Below are 17,649 nucleotides of genomic sequence, written 5' to 3'. Positions count from 1 at the left end.
AACAGGCCGCGAACCGTCCCGGGACCCAGCGTCAGGCGCTCACCGGCCCAGCGCCGCCATCGCGGCGTTGTGGCCGGGCACGCCGCTGACCCCGCCGCCGCGTACCGCGCCCGCGCCGCACAGCAGGACGTTGGGGTGCGCCGTCTCCACACCCCAGCGTCCTGTCTCGTCCGTCGCGTAGGGGAACGACAGGTCCCGGTGGAAGATGTGCCCGCCGGGCAGCCGCAGTTCGTGCTCCAGGTCGAGCGGGGTCTTGGCCTCGATGCACGGCTCGCCGTTCTCGTCGAGGGCGAGGCAGTCCGCGATCGGCTCCTCCAGGTACGAGTCCAGCTCGGCGAGCGTGGCGGCCAGCAGTTCGGCGCGCACGGCGTCGTTGTCGGCGGCGAACAGCCGCGCCGGGGTGTGCAGTCCGAACAGGGTCAGCGTCTGATGGCCCTGTGCCACCAGCTCCGGTCCGAGGATCGACGGGTCGGTCAGCGAATGGCAGTAGATCTCGGAGGGAGGGGCACTGGGCAGCCGGCCCCCCGCCGCTTCCCGGTAGGCCGTCGCCAACTGCTCGTAGCCCTCGGAGACATGGAAGGTCCCGGCGAAAGCGTCCTTCGGGTCCACGCCGCGGTCACGCAGCCGCGGCAGCCGGCGCAGCAGCATGTTCACCTTCAGCTGGGCGCCCTCGGCGGCTGCCGGCGGTTCCTCGCCGAGCAGGGCGGCGAGCGCCTGCGGGGAGGCGTTCACCAGCACCTGCCGGGCGGCGACCGTCCCTTCCGCGTCGGGGGTGCGGAAGGTGACCTCCGCTCGCGCGCCGTCCGTCTCGACACCGGTGACCTCGTGCGCGACGGCGATCTCCGCGCCGGCCGCGCGGGCCGCGGCGGCCAGCGCGTCGGTCAGCGCCCCCATGCCACCGACGGGCACGTCCCAGTCGCCCGTGCCGCCGCCGATCACGTGGTACAGGAAGCAGCGGTTCTGCGGCAGGGACGGGTCGTGGGCGTCGGCGAACGTGCCGATCAGCGCGTCCGTGAGCACCACGCCCCGGACGAGGTCGTCGGCGAACCGCTTCTCGATCGCGACGCCGATCGGCTCCTCGAACAGCATCCGCCACGCGGTCTCGTCGCCGACGCGCTCGCGCAGTTCCTCCCGTGAGGGCAGCGGCTCGGTGAGCGTCGGGAACACGCGCCCGGCGACCTCGCGCGTGAGGCCGTAGAACTCCTGCCAGGCCGCGTACTCCCGCTCCCCGCCGGTGGTCCTGGCGAACGACTGCGCCGTTCCGGGCCCGCCGACCAGCAGTCCGCCGCTGCCGCGCGGGGTGTACGAGGAGACGGTTCGCTTGCGGACGGCGAAGTCCAGTTCGAGATCGCGCACGATCTTGTCGGGAAGCAGCGAGACGAGGTACGAGAACCGGGACAGGCGCGCGTCGACGCCTGGGAAGGGACGGGTCGAGACGGCCGCTCCTCCGGTGGTCGCGCTGCGTTCCAGCAGCAGGACCGAGCGTCCGGCGCGAGCGAGGTAGGCGGCGGCGACCAGGCCGTTGTGGCCGCCGCCGACGATGACGGCATCGTACGAGGCGTGTGCGGGCATGGCCGGACCCTAGCCCCTCCCGGCCCGCGGCGCGCCCCCTCCGGCCGGCATGATCCGGTGACGACGCCCAGGTCAGCCTCCGGGTGCGCCGCTCCGCTGCTGCCGGAGCGCCGCGACCCGCCGGTACACCTCCACGGCCTCCGCGTGGCGGCCGAGCTGTTCGAGGCAGTGCGCCTCGTCGTTGCGGCTGGCCAGGGCGTCCGGATGGCCGGGGCCGAGGACCCGCTCGCGCGCTTCGGCGACGTGCCGGTAGACGGCGTACGCGTCGTGCCAGCGGCCCAGCCAGCCGAGGGCGACGGCCACCTCGCGGCGGCTGACGAGCGTGTCGGGGTGGTCCGCGCCGAGGACCCGCTCGCGCAGCGCGCACACCTCGCGCGCCTCCCCCAGCGCCTCCGGCCAGCGGGCGAGGCGGCCCAGGTTGACCCCGAGGGTGTGCCGGGCGCGCAGCGTCTCGGGGTCGGTGGGGCCCTGAGCCCGGGTGCGGTCGTCGACGAGCGCCCGGAACAGGTCCAGGGCTTCGGCGCTGCGGCCGAGGCGGCCGAGGCTGATACCGGCCTCGTAGCGCGCGGCGAGCGTGTCCGGGTGGTCGGGGCCGAGCGCCTGCGCGCGGGCGGCGGCGACTTCCCGGTAGGTGGCGAGCGCCTCGGCCCAGCGGCCGAGCCTGCCGAGGGCGTGGGCGACCTCGTAGCGGGTGACGAGCGTGTCGGGGTGTCCGGCCCCGAGGACGCGGGCGCGCGCCGTCGCCACGTCGTCGGCCATGCGGTGGGCCTCCTCGATCAGGCCGAGGCGGCTCAGATTGAACGCCAGGTTGTGCCGGCAGCGCAGGGTGTCCGGGTGGTCGGGGCCCATGGTCCGCTCGCGGGAGGCGAGGACCCCCTCGTACACGTCGCGCGCCTCCGCGTACCGGCCCAGCCGGCCCAGCACGTACGCGGTCTCCTGGCGAGCGGCGAGCGTGTCGGGGTGGTCCGGGCCGAGTGCACGCTCCCGGCCCTCGGCGACGTGCGCGAACTCGGTCAGCGCCTCGGCCACCCGGCCGGTCCTGCTGAGGGTGAAGGCGATCTCGTACCGGCTGGCGAGGGCGTCGGGATGGTCCGGGCCGAGCAGCGCGGCCCGTTCCTCGGCGACCGCGCGGTGCACCTCGCCGGCCTCGTCCCAGCGGCCGAGCCGGCCGAGGCTCAGGCCGGCGCTGTGGCGGCTGGCGAGGACGGCGAGGAGTTCGGGCTGCGGAGTGGGGCGCTCCCCGCCGCCGTGGAAGGTGACGGAGGGAGGGCCGGCCTGCGCGGGCACACGGGGGATCGCGGGCGGGTTGGTCCAGGCCCCGGTCAGCGCGGCGGTGTGGTCGGGCAGGGGCGGCCGCACGGCCGTCGTGCCCACGGCCTTGTGACCGGTCGTCATACCGCGTGTCCAGTCGGGCAGCGGGGGCTCGCCGCCTGCGGACGCCTCCGGCATGCGCGGGACCGGGACGGCCGGGGGGCCGCCGTCACCCGGGCGGCGGGCGGCGCCGATGCGGCGGCGCAGGTCGCCCGCGTCCCGGGGTCTTTCCTCGGGCGTCTTGGCGAGCAGGTCGAGCACGATCCGCTCCAGGAAGCCGGGGACCTCCTCCCGTACCTCGCGCAGCGGTCTCGGCGCGGTGTCCCGGTGGCCGACGAGGATCGACCAGGTGTCCTCGAGGTCGAACGGCGGCGCGCCGGTGGCCAGTTCGTACAGGACACAGCCGAGCGAGTACAGGTCGCTGCGGTGGTCCACGGCGCTGCCGCCGATCTGCTCCGGCGACATGTAGTGCGGCGTGCCCATGGCGATGCCGGTGCCGGTCAGCTTGGCGGTGAAACCGATGTCCTCGCCCAGGCGCGCGATGCCGAAGTCGCAGATCTTCACCGCTCCGCCGCTCAGCCGCATGATGTTGGCGGGCTTGAGGTCGCGGTGCACGATGCCCTGGTCGTGGGTGTAGGCGAGGGCGTCGGCGATCTGGTCGGCGATGTCGATGACGTCGCCGACGGGCAGCGGCTGCTGCTTGTTGTCCTCCATCAGCTGGCTGAGGTTGCGGCCCTCCAGGAGCTCCATCACGAGGTAGAGGACGCCGTCGTGTTCGCCGAAGTCGTGGACGACGGTCACGCCGCGGTGCTGGAGCGCGGCCGCGACCCGGGCCTCGCGGCGGAACCGCTCCCGCAGGACGTCGGAGAAGGACTGGTCGTGGTGGGTGCCCATCGGTTTCAGGCACTTGACCGCCACCCGCCTGCCGAGCGACTCGTCACGGGCCCGCCACACCTCGCCCATGCCGCCGCGCCCGATGAGATCGAGCAGTCGGTACCGGCCGTGGATCAGCCTGGTCTCCGCCATCTCGTGCTGTCGCCCCCGTCGCTGTCCTGCGCCCTCCCCGGCCCGTCCAGTATGGCGGCCTGTCTGCGGAGTTCGTACGGGGTGGGGCGCGTGGCGGGCCCGAGTCGTGCCGTCGCTTTCACAGACCACGCGGCCGAGGCGTAGGTCCGGGCCCTCTCCCCCGGGTGAGACTCGAGCCGTCGTTGCGCCTCACGGGAGTGACGCGGGACCGCCCGATCGCTTCGCGAGCACATCGAGCACGTCCTCGGCCCAGCGGATGTTCTCGCGCTCGAAGGCCATGCCGCGCAGCAGGGTGAGGTAGGGCCCCACGCGCTCGGCATGCGTGAGGTGATCGGCCTCGTCCGCGCCGCCGAGCAGCCGGTCACGGAGGCGCTCGTAGCGGGCGAGCTTGGTTCGCGACCGGTCGAGCAGGTCGCCGACGGCTGCGTGTACGGCTTCGAGGTCGCCGCCGTCGACGGCCTGGACCTGTACGAGGAGTTCGTCACGGATCACGCTGGGCTTCGGGACCTGGGAGGTGAACCGTCTCAGGGCCGCCCGGCCCGCCTCGGTGAGCGAGTAGACCCGCTTGTTGGGGCGTCGCTCCTGAAACACCACGCGGGCGGCGATCAGCCCCTCGGTCTCCATGCGTTCCAGCTCACGGTAGAGCTGCTGCGGGGTGGCGGCCCAGAAGTTGGCCACGGTCGCGTCGAAGCCCTTGGCCAGGTCGTAGCCGGACGCCTCGCCCTCCAGCAGGGCCGCGAGAACGGCGTTGCGCAGTGCCATGGCCCGACGCTAGCAGCATGCGTGACTGATCAAAAAAGTGAGTACTCAGGCCTGGACGCGCCACGCGTGCGACCACTAGCCTCCTCGCACCTACTCACTTTGTTGACTATTCGTGGAGGCGACCATGAAGTCATTCCGCCGAGCCGTCGAGGCGAACGACCACGCCGCGATCGAGGCGCTCCTCGCCGAGGACGTCGTCTTCACCAGCCCTGTGGCCTTCAAGCCCTACGCGGGAAAGGCGATCACGGCGGCCGTCCTGCGCGGGGTGTCCCGCGTGTTCACCGACTTCCACTACGTGCGGGAGACCACCGGTGAGGACGGACGCGACCACGCCCTGGTCTTCCAGGCCAAGGTCGGCGACCGGGAGATCACCGGCTGCGACTTCCTGCACCTCGACGAGCAGGGACTCATCGACGACTTCATGGTGATGGTCCGCCCGCTCTCCGCCGCGCAGGCGCTGGCAGCGGCCATGGGAGAGCAGTTCGACCGGATCGCCGGCGAAGCCACCGGTACGGCGAAGGCGCAACAGGCCTGAGCCGACTACGAAGCGATCGCCGGCGGCGCCGACAACGATGGCCTGTCATACCTGTCAGCGGCGTACCCGCGGCATCCCCAGTCCGATCCAGGAGATGATCTCGCGCTGGATCTCGTTGTTGCCGCCGCCGAAGGTGAAGATGACCGCGGAGCGGTAGCCGCGCTCGAGTTCGCCGTGCAGGACGGCTCCGGCGGAGCCCTCCTTGAGGGGGCCCGCGGCTCCCACGACCTCCATGAGCCAGGCGTAGGCGTCGCGCCGGGCCTCGGAGCCGTAGACCTTGACGGCGGAGGCGTCCTGCGGGGTGAGGGTGCCGTCCTGGACGGCGTTCACCATCTGCCAGTTGAGCAGTTTCATGGCGTCGAGGCGGGTGTGCGTACGGGCGAGCCGGCCCCGGACCCAGCCGAGGTCGATGACCCGGCGGCCGTCGGCGAGCTTGGTGTCGGCGGCCCAGCGCTGGACGTCCTGCAGGGCGCGGATGGCCATGGTGCCGTGAGCGGCGAGAGTGACGCGTTCGTGGTTGAGCTGATTGGTGATCAGCCGCCAGCCCTTGTTCTCCTCGCCGACGCGGTGGGAGACGGGGACGCGGACGTTCTCGTAGTAGCCGGCGGTGGTGTCGTGGGAGGCGAGGGTGTTGATCAGGGTGCAGGAGTAGCCGGGGTCGGAGGTCGGTACGAGGAGCATGGTGATGCCCTTGTGGGGCGGAGCCTCGGGGTCCGTGCGCACGGCGAGCCACACCCAGTCGGCGGTGTCGCCGTTGGTGGTCCAGATCTTCTGCCCGTTGATGACGTACTCCTCGCCCTCGCGCACCGCGCGGGTCCTGAGCGAGGCGAGGTCGGTGCCCGCCTCGGGTTCGCTGTAGCCGATGGCGAAGTCGATCTCGCCGGAGAGGATTCCCGGCAGGAAGCGGGCCTTCTGTTCGTCGCTGCCGAACTGCATGATCGTCGGGCCGACGGTGTTCAGTGCCATCAGCGGCAGCGGCACGCCCGCCTGGGCCGCCTCGTCGAAGAAGATGAACTGTTCCATCGGGCTCAGGCCGCGGCCGCCGTACTCCTTCGGCCAGCCCACCCCGAGCCAGCCGTCCGCGCCGAGGCGGCGGATCGTCTCGCGGTAGAAGCGTTTGCGGGCGGCCGGTTCGACGTAGCGGCTGTATGCGTGGTCGGGGACCAGTTCGGCGAAGTAGGTGCGCAGTTCGGCGCGCAACTGCTGTTGTTGCGGCGTGTAGCGAAGGTGCACGGCCCCTCCAGGCGTCTCGCGGTCGTCCCTTGCGCGGCGGCGCGCACACAGTAGAACGTGTTGCAGGAATCCGGAAGGGCCGTGCGCGGCCTACAGCGAGCGGTACACCGCGTCGACGAGCGCCATCTTGCGCGGGTCGTCGGCGATGCGCGGGCCCATGCGGTTCATGACGTACCCGAGGCTGAGTCCGGCCTCGGGGTCGGCGAGGCCGCACGAGCCGCCGAAGCCGTCGTGGCCGAACGCGCGGGGGTTGGGCCCGTACGAGCCGTTGGCGCCGCTCAGCCACAGGCCGAGGCCGACCTCCGTGTCGTGCGCGAAGCCTGGTCCGAGCACCAGGTCGCGGCAGCTTCCCTGCCCCTCGCGGACCCGTTCCGCGGCCTCCGCGCTCAGCACCCGGCGGTCGCCGAGCACTCCGCGCCCGGCGAAGATCCCGTACAGCGCGGCGACGGCGCGTGCGGTGGCGTGTCCGTTGGCCGCCGGCACCTGGGCGGCGCGCCACTGCGGCGAGTTGGCCCCGTCCGCGCCGACCACGGGGTTGAGCAGGGCGGCGTGCGCGAGCGGCGACAACTGCTGGAAGACCGCGGCCTGTTCCGCCGTGGGCGGGACCCGCGGATGCTCCAGTTCCGCGACGCGGCCGGTCTCCTCCCGGGGCACCCCGAGAGCGAAGTCGATACCGAGCGGCCCGGTGACCTCCTGCCGGAGGAAGTCACCCGGCAGCTGCCCCGTGATCCGCCGGACGACCTCGCCGACCAGATGGCCGTACGTCAGCGCGTGGTAGCCGGAACGGGTGCCGGGCTCCCACCAGGGCTCGGTCGCGGCCAGCCGGGCACAGGTCAGCTCCCAGTCGCACAACTCGTCGAGCGAGTGCGGCGCGCGAAAGCCCGCGAGCCCGGCCCGATGGGACAGCAGGTGGCGCACGAGCACCTTCTCCTTGCCCGCCGCGACGAACTCCGGCCAGTACGAGGCCACCGGCGCGTCCAGGTCGAGCTCTCCCCGGTCGGCGAGCAGATGCGCGCACAGGGCCGTCGGGCCCTTGGTGGTCGACCACACGTTGACCAGCGTGTCGCGCTCCCAGGGTCTGGTGCGGGCGGGATCCGCCCAGCCGCCCCACAGGTCGACGACCGTCTCACCGCCGGCCAGCACGGTCACGGCGGCGCCCAGCTCGCCGCGCTCACGGAAGTTGTCCTCGAAGGCGGCGCGCACAGCCGCGAAGCGCTCGTCGCAGTGGCCGTCGATCCGGGATGCGCCGTCCCGGAGTGCGCCGTCGTTGCCGCGAACCGCCATGGGAAACCTCCGTCGCCTGGTTCCTGTCACGGGAGGGCTGCCGTGCCCGGCCCAGAGGCAACGTACCGACCGGTCGGACTGAAGAGGAAGGGGGCGTGCGGAGCGGGCCGGCGGGTGAGCGAGGATGGGCGGGAGGACCCGCAGCGCCGCACACGTTCCGCCCTGGAAGGACGACCGGATGGCCCCCGACGAGCACGACGCCCCCGTACTGCTGCGCACCGAGGGCCGCGCCGCGTACATCACGCTGAACCGCCCGCGCGCGATCAACGCCCTGACCCACCCCATGGTCCGCACGATCGACGCCGCGCTCGCCGGCTGGGAGAGCGACGACGCCGTCGCGACCGTGGTGGTCTCCGGGGCCGGCGAACGGGGACTGTGCGCGGGCGGCGACATCCGCGCCATCCACGACGACGCGCGAGCGGGCGGCCGGGCGTCGGCCGGCTTCTGGCGCGACGAGTACCGGCTCAACGCCCGTATCGCCCGCTTCCCCAAGCCGTACGTGGCGCTCATGGACGGCATCGTGATGGGCGGCGGGGTCGGGGTGTCGGCCCACGGCAGCGTCCGCATCGTCACCGAGCGCTCCAGGATCGCGATGCCGGAGACGGGCATCGGCTTCGTCCCCGACGTGGGCGGCACCCACCTGCTGGCGCGGGCGCCGGGCGAACTGGGCACGCACCTGGCTCTCACCGGAGAGGCGGTCGGCGCGGGCGACGCGCTCCTGCTCGGTCTCGCCGACCACTTCGTCCCGTCCGCCCGGCTGGCGGACCTCGCGGCGGCGGTCGCATCCGAGGACGTGACCGCGGCGGTGCGGCGGTACGCGGAGCCCGCCCCGGCCGGCCGGCTCGCCGGGGCGCGCGAGTGGATCGACCACTGCTACGCGGCGGACACGGTGGAGGACATCGTCGATCGCCTCCTCGCGTCCGGGGAGAGCGAGGCGAAGGAGACCGCCGAGACGATCCTCGGCCGCTCGCCGCGGTCCCTGAAGGTGACGCTGGAGTCGATCCGCCGGGCGCGGGTGCTGGGCGAGCTGGAGCCGGTGCTGGAGCAGGAGTTCCGTGTCTCGTGCGCGGCCCTGTCCTCGCCCGACCTGGTGGAGGGCATCCGGGCACAGGTCGTCGACAAGGACCGCCGCCCGCGCTGGTCCCCGCCGGAGCTGAGCGGGGTGACGCGGGCGGAGGTGGAACGCCATTTCGCTGCACCGGAGGTCGGGAGCCTCGGGCTCGCGCGCTGAGGCGGCCGGGCGGGGTCGCGGCGGGGGCGTCCCGCACGACGGGGCGGGGCGGGGGGCTTTCCCCACCCCGCCCCTTCCCGTAACTGGGGGCTCCGCCCCCAGGCCCCCTGCCGGAGGGAGCGGCACGGGGGCTGACGCCCCCACTCCCCTGCACAGCGGCTCCGCGCCGCGGGGGCCTGGGGCCCAGAGGCCCCAGGCGGCCGGGCGTTACGCCGCGTCGCGGTGGCCGGATTCCGCCGCGGTCGTCACCGTGACCGGGACCGCGTGTGTCGCGCCGTTCACCGTCACCGCCAGCGTGACGCTGCCCTGGCGCAGCGCCGTGAGCCGGCCTGTCGACGGGTCGAACGACGCCGCGTGCCGGGGGCGGGCGTCCTGCGCGCGGCCGATGTGCAGGTTCGGCGAGCCGGACCAGTCCACACTCATCGGCCACGCCGCCGGTACGCGCCGCGCGCCCTGGTGCACCGTCGCCCGCGCGTCGCCGCTCTCCCCGGGCCGCAGCACGGCGGGCGCGTCGAGGTTCACCGCGTCCACGTGGGCCCGGGTCTGGACCGAGACCCAGTCGGGGCGCGGGCCCCACGGGGCGCGGCGGCCCGCAGCCTGGTCGGCGCGGGAGACCTCGTCGACACCGAAGAGGGACCAGCCGGTGAAGCCGCCCTCGTCCGCCGGGCCGGCCGGGGCCTTTCCGGAGTTGCCGTTGACCAGGTAGGGAACGCCGTCCACGTGCGCGGCGTGGAAGACCCCGACGTGGCTGCCGATCAGTCCGGCCCCCTTGCCGGTCGTACGCCGGAACCGGGCGAGCCAGTCCTCGACCAGCGCGGCCTCCTTGCGATCGCCGAGCTCGCTGCCCTTCTGGACGGTCGGGTCCCGCGGCGGCACGTGCTCGATGACCATGACCGATCCGATGCCGGGGTCGGCGGCCGCGGCGTCGAGCTGGGCGCGCAGTGCCTTGATCTGGGCGAGGCCGCCGCCGCGCAGGCTCAGGCTGGAGGTGTCGAGCGTGACGAAGCGCGTGCCGCGGTGGTCGAACGCCCGGTGCGCGGGACCGAATTCGGCCACGAAGTTGTCGATCCTCCCGCCCATCACCTCATGGTTGCCCGGTACGTAGTACCAGGGCAGGGCGTCCCCGAGTTCCTCGGTCAGCACGCGGCGCGCGAAGGCCAGGTCGGCCGGGGAGCCCTCGTCCACGAGGTCGCCGTTGACGACGAGGAAGTCGGGACGGGCGGCCCTGATCTCCCTGAGCGTCCTGCGTGCCTGGCCGACGATGGGGCTGTCGGGGTCCCGGGCGACGAACTGCGCGTCCGACATGACGGCGAAGCGCCAGTCCCGTGCCCCGGTCACGGCGGCCGAGTCGACGAGAGGATCGGCGACGCGCGGCGGATCGGGCAGGTCCACGCCGGGCGGCACCTGGGCGTCGAGGCCGTCGATCACGATCCGGCCGGTGTACTGCCGGTTCGCGGCGGTCTCTGCGAGATAGAAGCGGTACACGGACAGCGGCGTGGCGGCGCCGGGCGGCACGGCGAAGGTGACCTGCCGCCAGCCGGTCCAGGTGACATAGGGGCCGCGCAGCAGCTGGTCGGATCCGGCGGCGTCCTTCAGGTGCAGGGTGGGCCATGCGCCGTTGCCGTCGCCCTTGATCCAGAGCGTGAAGGCCTGCGGCCGCCCGGGGACGGCGATCGGCTGCGGCGGGGCGGCGTAGGCGGCGCGCGTCGCGGTCGACCGGGTGAAGTCGTAGCTGATCTCCAGTCCGGTTCCGCTGCGTCCGTCGGGCGTGGGGGCGAGGGAGCCGCCCGCGCGGGCGTGGCTGAACTTCCATTGCGCGGCGTCGTCGAAGGAGCTGACGGCCTGCTGGGCGAGGCCGACGCTCACCGCGAGCACGGTGGTGACGCCGCCCGCGGTCGCGGTGATCCGCCCCGCGGCGTCGCCGCCCGTGCGGGAACCGACGGTGAAGGAGCCACTGCGCTCGGCGCGGACGGTGAACCGTTCGCGGTCGTAGTCGAGTCGGACGTCGTCCGGTTCGACGGGGGCGCTGTTGCCCTGGGCGTCGTACCCGACGATGCCGAACGTGCCGGTGGCGGAGGCGTCGGCGAGTCCCACACGCCGGACGGTCGGTTCGATGCGCGCCAGGTCGTCGAGGACGGTCAGGCGGATGCTGCCGTGGACGCCCGCGCGTGCGGCGCGGATCTCGGTCTCGCCGCTGTCACGGGCGTGGAAGACGCCCTGGTCGTCGACGCGCCCGACGGACGCGTCGACCGAGAGCCAGTGGGGCGTGCCGGCGGCGGGTCCGTACGTCTCGTCGTACCCGGCGGCGGCGAGGCGGCGGGTCAGGCCGGGGAACACCCGCTCGGGGTGACCGCCCTTGACGGGGTCGGCGGTGGGAGCGCCGGCCGCGGGCATCGCGGTCTCCACCCAGTAACCGCGCAGCTTTCCGCTGCCGTCGGGGGCGGTGAGGGCGAGGCCGTTGGGGACGTCGCGTTCGCTGCCGTCGGAGGGGCTGTTCTCCACCTGGAGGGCGTCGCTGCCGGGTTCGCGGGCGACGAGGGTGGAGGAGCCGCCGCCGTCGAGGTTGAGGGCGTTGTGCGCGCCGGCCTTCTTCATCATCAGGCCGAGTTCGGTGAGGGTGACGCCGCCGCTGTCGGCCTGCCGCCCGTCGACGGTGATGACGTGCATCGACCGGCCGTCCCGCGAGAACCCGACGGCGGTACGGGGCGCGGTGGCGTTGTTGCCCGCGCCGTCGTGGTTCTGGGGTACGCCGTCGGCGACGAGGAGTTCGCGGCCTCCGACGGCCGTGCGCGGTACGGGTCCGCTGTCGGTGCGTGGCCGGTACTCCACCGACACCGGGTCGCCGGGCCTCAGCGCCGCGAGTACGGCGGCCCCTGCCTCGCGGCCGACGAGGACGGTGGTGTCGTCGGGGACGGGCCCGCTGCCGGGCCGGTCGTGCACGGCGACGACCTTGCCCTCGCGGACGACGGCCTCGGCGACGGGGGTCGCGGCGTCGACGGTGAGGGCACGGTCCGCCTCGCCCCAGGCGGCGGTGTACGCGCCGATGCCGCCTGCCGGGACGTTGGCGGCGTTGTAGGCGCCGAGGGGGTGGGCGCCGCCGGGGACGGTCAGAGTGCCGTCGAAGTACAGCTGGAGGACCCGTCCCGCGCCCCCGGGGCCGATGCCGACGGCCCGGTGCGCGCCCGGTGCGGGTGAGTGGGTGAGCTGCCCGTCGCGGATGCCGGCGCCCTGGGGCGCGCCGGTCTGGTTGATGTCGAAGAAGTCGGCGTTGATGGCGGCGACGGTGCGCCTGCCCGGGCCGGGGTCGTGCCGCGCGGCCAGGTGGGAGACGCTGTTGCGGTCCGCGACCTTGCCGGATGAGAGGTAGTCCGCCCGGACGTCGGCGCCGCCGAGGTCGACCGAGAGTTCGTCGACGCGCAGCCACTTGGCGGCCTTGAGCCGGTCGTAGGAGGTGAGTTCGACGCCGGGCGCGACGGGGCGCCGGCTGCGGGCGGTCTCGATGCCGTCCTCGTCGGCCACCGCGGCATGCGTTCCGCCGGGGTTGCTGGCGGGCGGCGGGGCGATGGGCCGCAGTATCTCGGCGGTCTCGCGGGGCGGCGGGTGGGGTGTCGGGTCGGCGGCGGCGGGGACGCTCGCCCCGGCCGCCAGTGCGGACAGCGTCGCGAGGAGCACGACGGTGTGTCTTGCTCTGCCAAGGCCCACAACTTCTCCCGGAGTCAGGCTGGTTGAGCTCGTAGTAAGCGCTGTCGGCGCACAGCATCGCGGCGCGCGGGCGCGCGCACCAGAGGGTGCGGGCAACGCGCGGGAGAACGGTGGCTGTCGTGCTCGTCGACGAGGCGGCGGAGCGGGCCTTCACCGGGGCGTCTTCGCCCCCACGGGGTACGCCGACCGGCCGTCACCACGCGACGTGCGCGAGGCGTTGCGCCGGTCGGGAGGTCGGCTGTCGCCACGTCCGGAACAGTCCCGTGGCGGGCCGGTGGACGACGGCGAGGGAATCGGCGCGGACCGGTGGTCCGTCAAGTCGGCCTGCTCACAGGCGTGTTCGTGCCGGAGGTCCCGTGGGCGTCGACGGCTGAAGGGGTTACGCGAGCGACGCGCCCCTGGCGCAGGCAGTCGTCCGTCCGGGAAAAGAGCAGGGGCTGCCGGGCCGTTGCCGGCCCGGCAGCCCCTGCGGGTCGCGGTGCGTCAGTCCTGGACGCCGCGGCGCCTGCGCGCCGCCCACATGATGCCACCGCCGGCCGCGATGACCACGGCGGCCGCCGCCGCGATCAGCGGCGTCGAGCTCGACGAACCGGTCTCGGCCAGGCCGGGCGAGGAGGTGCTCGGCGCGGGCGCCGGCGTGGCGGGCGCCGAGGTGCTCGGCGTCTCACTGGGCGTGTCGCTCGGCGTCGGCGAAGGAGGCGTCGAGGTGGGGGTGGGGGTGGGAGCGGGGGGCTCGTCCTCGCACACGGGCGCCGTCTTCGTCTCGTCGCGCCCGTACTGGTCGCCGTCGCTCGCCGTGATGACGAGGCGGACGGAGACCTCCTTGTCGTGCTCGGGGAGCTTCAGCATCCTGCTGAAGTCGTTCGTGAACGTCTCGGTCGGCAGCAGGTCCTTGCCGTCGAGGGTGACGGTCACCGTGTTCCGGGCCTTGTGGCCGTAGTTGGTCAGTTCGAGGCTGACCTCGTCGCAGGTCACCGACCACGTGGGGGTGTGGGCGACCGCGGGGGCGGCAGCGAGCCCGACCCCGAGCGCGCCGACCGCGGCGGCGGCTATGAGAGCCCCGGAACGCCACCGCGTTCTGCTGATTTCTGTCACTGTTCCTCCATGGGTGACACGCCTCCACTGCCGGCGTGTGCGCGCAGAGTACAGCCGGGGCACCGGCGCATCGCACGCGCCCGAAAACCCTGTGAAGGAAGACGGCTGAATTCGTGTCAGCCCTTGGGCCGTTCCTTCATGCGCGTCCAGACGGGCAGGACGAACCAGCACACGACGAACCAGACCACCATGCCGACGACGAGCCAGGCGGCGTGCGCGTCGTCGACCACGACGCGCAGGATGAGCAGAAGCGCCGACGCCATCGTGCACAGCAGCAGCACCAGGCCCAGCATGGTCAGCCGGGACGCCCAGGCCACCGTCTGCGGCTTGAGACGCTTGCCGGTCAGCAGGCGGTGGAAGGAGACCGGCCCGACGAGGACCCCGGTGGTCGCGGCGCCCAGCAGGACGGTCACGGTGTAGATGATGCGGTCGGTGCCGGTGAGCTCCGTGAAGCGTGGCTGAAAGGCGACCGTGAGCAGGAAACCGAAGAGGATCTGTACGCCGGTCTGCGCGACGCGCAACTCCTGGAGCAGTTCGCCGAACCGGCGGTCCGCCCGCTCCTCCTCCGTCTCGTCACGGCCCCGCCGGCCGCCTCCGCTGATCTTTTCCATCACGGGCTCCCTTCGGGTCGGGCGGTGCGCTCGCGCCTGCACAGCACCTGCCGGGACGAGGTGACCGGCAAACCGCCCACGAAACGGATCAGCGGCGCAACGACGCCAGTCGGCGGCCGGCCGGGCCGAGTGACCTGCTGCCGTCGGCGGTCGCCTTCCACGGCTCGGCGCGTGCCTGGTCCGGCGCGTCGGCGATCATCCAGCGCCGTGCGGTGAGTCCGGGGTCGTCCAGCTGGTCCCAGCCGATGGGCACGGCCACCGGGGCACCGGGTTTCGCCCGCACCGAGTACGGGGCCACGGCGGTCTGCGCGTATCCGTTGCGCTGCACGTCCAGGTAGAGACGGTCCCCCCGCGCCTGTTTGCGCACCGCGGTGGTGAGGTGCCGGGGGTCGCGGGCGGCGAGCGTCTCGGCCACCTCCTGCGCGAAGGCCCGGGTCTCGTCGAAGCCGGAGGTGCCGGACAGCGGAACGACGACATGCAGTCCGCGGGATCCGGTGGTCATCAGCTGGGCGGGCAGCCGCAGTTCGCCGAGCAGTTCGCCGAGCCCGCGGGCGGCCCTGCGCACCGCCTCGAAGTCGTCGCCGGGCGGATCGAGGTCGAAGACGAGCCGGTCGGGGTGGCCCGGCCTCTTCACCGGGGACTGCCAGCGGTGGAAGGTGACGCACGCCTGGTCGACGAGGTACATGAGTGTGGCGGTGGTGCCGCACACGGTGTGCACGACGGTGCCGCCCTCCTTCTCGACCTCCGCCCGGCCCACCCAGTCGGGGTAGTGCTCCGGGGTGTGCTTCTGCATGAACCGGGGGCCGCCGACACCGTCCGGGTGCCGCTCCAGCATCAGCGGCCTGCCGCGCAGGTGGGGAAGCATGTACGGCGCGACGGCGCGGTAGTAGGCGGCGAGATCGGCCTTGGCGATCCCGTCGTCGGGGAACAGCAGCTTGTCGGGGCGTTTGATCTCGACGCTGCGGCCGCCCGCCGCCACCCGGTGCGTGCTCATGGACTCACCATCGCCTCCGCGACGAGCAGCCGCACGGCGGCGGCGATCGACTCGGCGTCGATGCCCGCCGCGTGCAACTGCTCGCGGGACGTGGCGGACGCGGGTACGCCGCGTACCCCGAGGCGTACGAGCCGGGGCGAGGGGCGCCCGTCGGCGAACGCCTCGGCCACCGCGTCGCCGAGACCGCCCTCGAGGTGGTGGTCCTCGACGGTGATCAGGCAGCCGGTGTCGTCGGCTGCCGTCTGCAGGGTCGCGGTGTCGACGGGCTTGACGCTGTACGCGTCCACGACACGGACCGCGATCCCCTCCCGCTCGAGCGCGTGGGCGGCGGCCAGCGCCTCGTGCACGGTCACGCCGGCGGCGATGACACAGGCGCGGTCGCGGCCGGAGGAACGCAGCGTCTTGGAGCCGCCGACGGGGAACTCCTCGTCCCCGCCGTAGAGCACCGGCATGTCGGAGCGACTGGTGCGCAGGTAGCTGATGTTCGGCAGGTCGGCCATGGCGGCGACGAGCCGGGCGGTCTGCGGGCCGTCGCAGGGGTACAGCACGGTGCTGCCCGGCACCGCGCGGAACATGGCCAGGTCCTCCAGACCCATCTGCGAGGGACCGTCCTCGCCGATGGCGACACCGGCGTGCGAGCCGACGAGATTGATCGAGGCGCGGCTGACGGCGGCCATGCGGACGAAGTCGTGCGCGCGGGTGAGGAAGGCGGCGAAGGTGCAGGCGAAGGGGACGTAGCCGCGGGCGGCCATGCCGACGGCGGCCGCGACCAGCTGCTGTTCGGCGATGTAGCACTGGAAGTAGCGACCCGGGTGCTCCTCGGCGAACAGATCGGTGCGGGTGGAGTCGCCGACCTCGGCGTCGAGGGCGACGACGTCCGTGCGCGCGGAGCCGAGGGCGGCGAGCGCCTGCCCGTAGGCGGTGCGGGTGGCGACCTGGTCACCGATCTCGTACACCGGCAGGGTCAGTCCGCCGCCGCGCCGGTGGAGCACACGCACCTCGGGCGGGCGCGCCACCTCGACCCGGGCGTCGCGGACACCGCCGAGTTCCCTGATGGCCTCTTCCGCGTCCGGGAGCGGCTTGCCGTGCTTGCCCTCCTGGTCCTGCACGGCGGCCACCCCGTGTCCCTTGTGGGTCCGGGCGAGCACGGCGGTGGGGCGGCCGGTCGTGGCGGCCGCGTCGGTGAGCGCGGCGTCGATCGCCGCGACGTCGTGCCCGTCGATGCGCAGCGTGTGCCAGCCGAACGCCTCCAGCCGGCGGGCGTAGGCGTCGAGGTCCCAGCCGAACCGGGTCGGGCCCCGCTGCCCGAGCCGGTTGACGTCGACGATCAGGGTCAGGTTGTCGAGCTCCTCGTACGCAGCGTGCGCGACGGCCTCCCACACGGAACCCTCCGCCATCTCGCTGTCGCCGGAGAGGACCCAGACCCGGTAGGGGATCTGGTCGAGCCTCTTCCCGGCGAGCGCCATGCCGACGCCGACCGGCAGTCCCTGCCCCAGGGACCCGGTGGCCACGTCGACCCAGGGCAGGCGTGGTGTCGGATGGCCTTCGAGACGGCTGTCCCGTTTGCGGAAGGTCAGCAGCTCGTCCTCGTCGATCGCCCCGGCGGCCCGGAAGAGGGCGTACAGCAGGGGCGACGCATGGCCCTTGGAGAGCACGAGCCGGTCGTTGCCGGGGTGCTCGGGCCGGGTGAAGTCGTAGCGCAGATGGCTCGCGAGGAGTACGGCGCCGATGTCGGCCGCGGACATGGAGGATGTGGGGTGTCCGGAGCCCGCGGCGTCGGCCGCGCGTACCGCGTCGACGCGCAACTGCTGTCCGAGCTCGGCCAGTTGTTCGGCTTGGGCTGATGAGACACGCATCTCTTCGCTCCTTGGGAGGGGGCCGCGGACGCGGACGTGGCGAGCGCTGTGCGGGTGCCCGCTGGCCCGGCGGCCAAACCGGTACCGGCTGGGGCACCCTTCCCCTGCCGGGGCGAAAAGGGCAGGTCACTCGTAGGTGCGGTGGTTCGGCCTGTCCTCGACGACCGGTGTCGAGGGGGGTACGACAACGCGGCGGCGCCTGGCGATGCTCGTGAAGGTGGCCACGCCGATGAAGCCGACGGCCATGAGGATCACGCCGATGACGTCGAGATTCGCGCCCTTGACCTCCCAGTCGGTGGCGAACGTGAGGATTGCTCCGGCGGCGATCAGAATGATGCACCCGCCCAGACCCATGTGACTCACCTCTTCCGTTCCGCGCGTCTTCTGTTCTGTTTCGCGCTGATTCTCTGGTCCGATGCAGGTACCCGACCGCGGTA

The 17,649-nt window shown here is 73.3% G+C and carries 13 protein-coding genes; 2 read left to right on the top strand and 11 right to left on the bottom strand.

Features of this window, described 5'->3' with window-relative positions:
* Window positions 1–39 precede the first annotated feature (39 nt).
* From QFZ82_RS35805 to QFZ82_RS35790, 3 genes are all read right to left on the bottom strand, one after another.
* On the bottom strand, window positions 40–1,572 hold the full coding sequence (locus QFZ82_RS35805) for an NAD(P)/FAD-dependent oxidoreductase (protein WP_307717088.1): 1,533 nt from the start codon (window positions 1,570–1,572) through the stop codon (window positions 40–42).
* A gap of 72 nt (window positions 1,573–1,644) precedes the next feature.
* Window positions 1,645–3,909, bottom strand: coding sequence for a serine/threonine-protein kinase (locus QFZ82_RS35800; RefSeq protein ID WP_307717087.1), 2,265 nt, complete (start codon window positions 3,907–3,909; stop codon window positions 1,645–1,647).
* Window positions 3,910–4,098: 189 nt separating this feature from the next.
* Window positions 4,099–4,671, bottom strand: a complete 573-nt coding sequence (locus QFZ82_RS35790; protein ID WP_307717086.1) for a PadR family transcriptional regulator — start codon at window positions 4,669–4,671, stop codon at window positions 4,099–4,101.
* 124 nt (window positions 4,672–4,795) lie between these two features.
* On the opposite strand from QFZ82_RS35790, the gene QFZ82_RS35785 reads away from it, so the two are divergent.
* Window positions 4,796–5,206: a nuclear transport factor 2 family protein gene (locus tag QFZ82_RS35785; RefSeq protein WP_307717085.1), complete on the top strand. Its 411-nt coding sequence runs from the start codon at window positions 4,796–4,798 to the stop codon at window positions 5,204–5,206.
* 54 nt (window positions 5,207–5,260) lie between these two features.
* Here QFZ82_RS35785 and QFZ82_RS35780 read toward each other — a convergent pair whose 3' ends face one another.
* Both QFZ82_RS35780 and QFZ82_RS35775 read right to left on the bottom strand, forming a co-directional pair.
* Window positions 5,261–6,439 (bottom strand): acyl-CoA dehydrogenase family protein, encoded by a 1,179-nt coding sequence (locus QFZ82_RS35780; RefSeq protein ID WP_307717084.1) that lies wholly within the window; start codon window positions 6,437–6,439, stop codon window positions 5,261–5,263.
* A 90-nt stretch (window positions 6,440–6,529) separates the two neighbouring features.
* Window positions 6,530–7,723 carry a serine hydrolase domain-containing protein gene (locus QFZ82_RS35775; RefSeq protein WP_307717083.1) on the bottom strand — a complete coding sequence of 398 codons (1,194 nt, stop codon included), beginning with the start codon at window positions 7,721–7,723 and terminating at the stop codon, window positions 6,530–6,532.
* A gap of 178 nt (window positions 7,724–7,901) precedes the next feature.
* Between QFZ82_RS35775 and QFZ82_RS35770 the strand changes: the two genes are divergently transcribed.
* A complete protein-coding gene (locus tag QFZ82_RS35770) occupies window positions 7,902–8,954 on the top strand; it encodes an enoyl-CoA hydratase/isomerase family protein (protein WP_307717082.1) in 1,053 nt (350 codons plus the stop codon).
* Window positions 8,955–9,161: 207 nt separating this feature from the next.
* Here QFZ82_RS35770 and QFZ82_RS35765 read toward each other — a convergent pair whose 3' ends face one another.
* From QFZ82_RS35765 to QFZ82_RS35740, 6 genes are all read right to left on the bottom strand, one after another.
* A complete protein-coding gene (locus QFZ82_RS35765; protein WP_307717081.1) occupies window positions 9,162–12,626 on the bottom strand; it encodes a phosphodiester glycosidase family protein in 3,465 nt (1,154 codons plus the stop codon).
* A gap of 513 nt (window positions 12,627–13,139) precedes the next feature.
* Complete coding sequence (locus QFZ82_RS35760) at window positions 13,140–13,751, bottom strand: LAETG motif-containing sortase-dependent surface protein (RefSeq protein ID WP_373429370.1); 612 nt, start codon at window positions 13,749–13,751, stop codon at window positions 13,140–13,142.
* Window positions 13,752–13,867: 116 nt separating this feature from the next.
* Window positions 13,868–14,362, bottom strand: coding sequence for a DUF6328 family protein (locus tag QFZ82_RS35755; protein WP_307717080.1), 495 nt, complete (start codon window positions 14,360–14,362; stop codon window positions 13,868–13,870).
* An 88-nt stretch (window positions 14,363–14,450) separates the two neighbouring features.
* Entirely contained in the window at window positions 14,451–15,356 is a 906-nt protein-coding gene (ligD, locus tag QFZ82_RS35750; RefSeq protein WP_307717079.1) for a non-homologous end-joining DNA ligase, read from the bottom strand.
* The gene (locus tag QFZ82_RS35745) at window positions 15,353–17,212 is read right to left on the bottom strand and encodes a transketolase (RefSeq protein WP_307717078.1); all 1,860 of its coding nucleotides are present in this window, start codon (window positions 17,210–17,212) and stop codon (window positions 15,353–15,355) included. The genes ligD and QFZ82_RS35745 overlap by 4 nt, the downstream gene beginning before the upstream one ends.
* Before the next feature lie 126 nt (window positions 17,213–17,338).
* Window positions 17,339–17,566, bottom strand: coding sequence for a hypothetical protein (locus tag QFZ82_RS35740; RefSeq protein ID WP_307717077.1), 228 nt, complete (start codon window positions 17,564–17,566; stop codon window positions 17,339–17,341).
* Between the last annotated feature and the right edge of the window lie 83 nt (window positions 17,567–17,649).

This window comes from Streptomyces sp. V4I23 (assembly GCF_030817975.1).
In the GTDB taxonomy this organism is placed as follows: Bacteria; Actinomycetota; Actinomycetes; order Streptomycetales; family Streptomycetaceae; genus Streptomyces.
The sequence above is the reverse complement of the archived record's forward strand: the minus strand, read 5'-3'. Positions and strand labels throughout refer to the sequence as shown.

Excerpts from the sequence above, each read along its gene's own strand:
- QFZ82_RS35745 (WP_307717078.1), bottom strand. The coding sequence starts at position 17,212 with ATGCGTGTCTCATCAGCCCAAGCCGAACAACTGGCCGAGCTCGGACAG.
- QFZ82_RS35770 (WP_307717082.1), top strand. The coding sequence starts at position 7,902 with ATGGCCCCCGACGAGCACGACGCCCCCGTACTGCTGCGCACCGAGGGC.
- QFZ82_RS35800 (WP_307717087.1), bottom strand. The coding sequence starts at position 3,909 with ATGGCGGAGACCAGGCTGATCCACGGCCGGTACCGACTGCTCGATCTC.
- QFZ82_RS35775 (WP_307717083.1), bottom strand. The coding sequence starts at position 7,723 with ATGGCGGTTCGCGGCAACGACGGCGCACTCCGGGACGGCGCATCCCGG.
- QFZ82_RS35740 (WP_307717077.1), bottom strand. The coding sequence starts at position 17,566 with ATGGGTCTGGGCGGGTGCATCATTCTGATCGCCGCCGGAGCAATCCTC.
- QFZ82_RS35785 (WP_307717085.1), top strand. The coding sequence starts at position 4,796 with ATGAAGTCATTCCGCCGAGCCGTCGAGGCGAACGACCACGCCGCGATC.
- QFZ82_RS35755 (WP_307717080.1), bottom strand. The coding sequence starts at position 14,362 with ATGGAAAAGATCAGCGGAGGCGGCCGGCGGGGCCGTGACGAGACGGAG.
- QFZ82_RS35805 (WP_307717088.1), bottom strand. The coding sequence starts at position 1,572 with ATGCCCGCACACGCCTCGTACGATGCCGTCATCGTCGGCGGCGGCCAC.
- QFZ82_RS35790 (WP_307717086.1), bottom strand. The coding sequence starts at position 4,671 with ATGGCACTGCGCAACGCCGTTCTCGCGGCCCTGCTGGAGGGCGAGGCG.
- ligD (WP_307717079.1), bottom strand. The coding sequence starts at position 15,356 with ATGAGCACGCACCGGGTGGCGGCGGGCGGCCGCAGCGTCGAGATCAAA.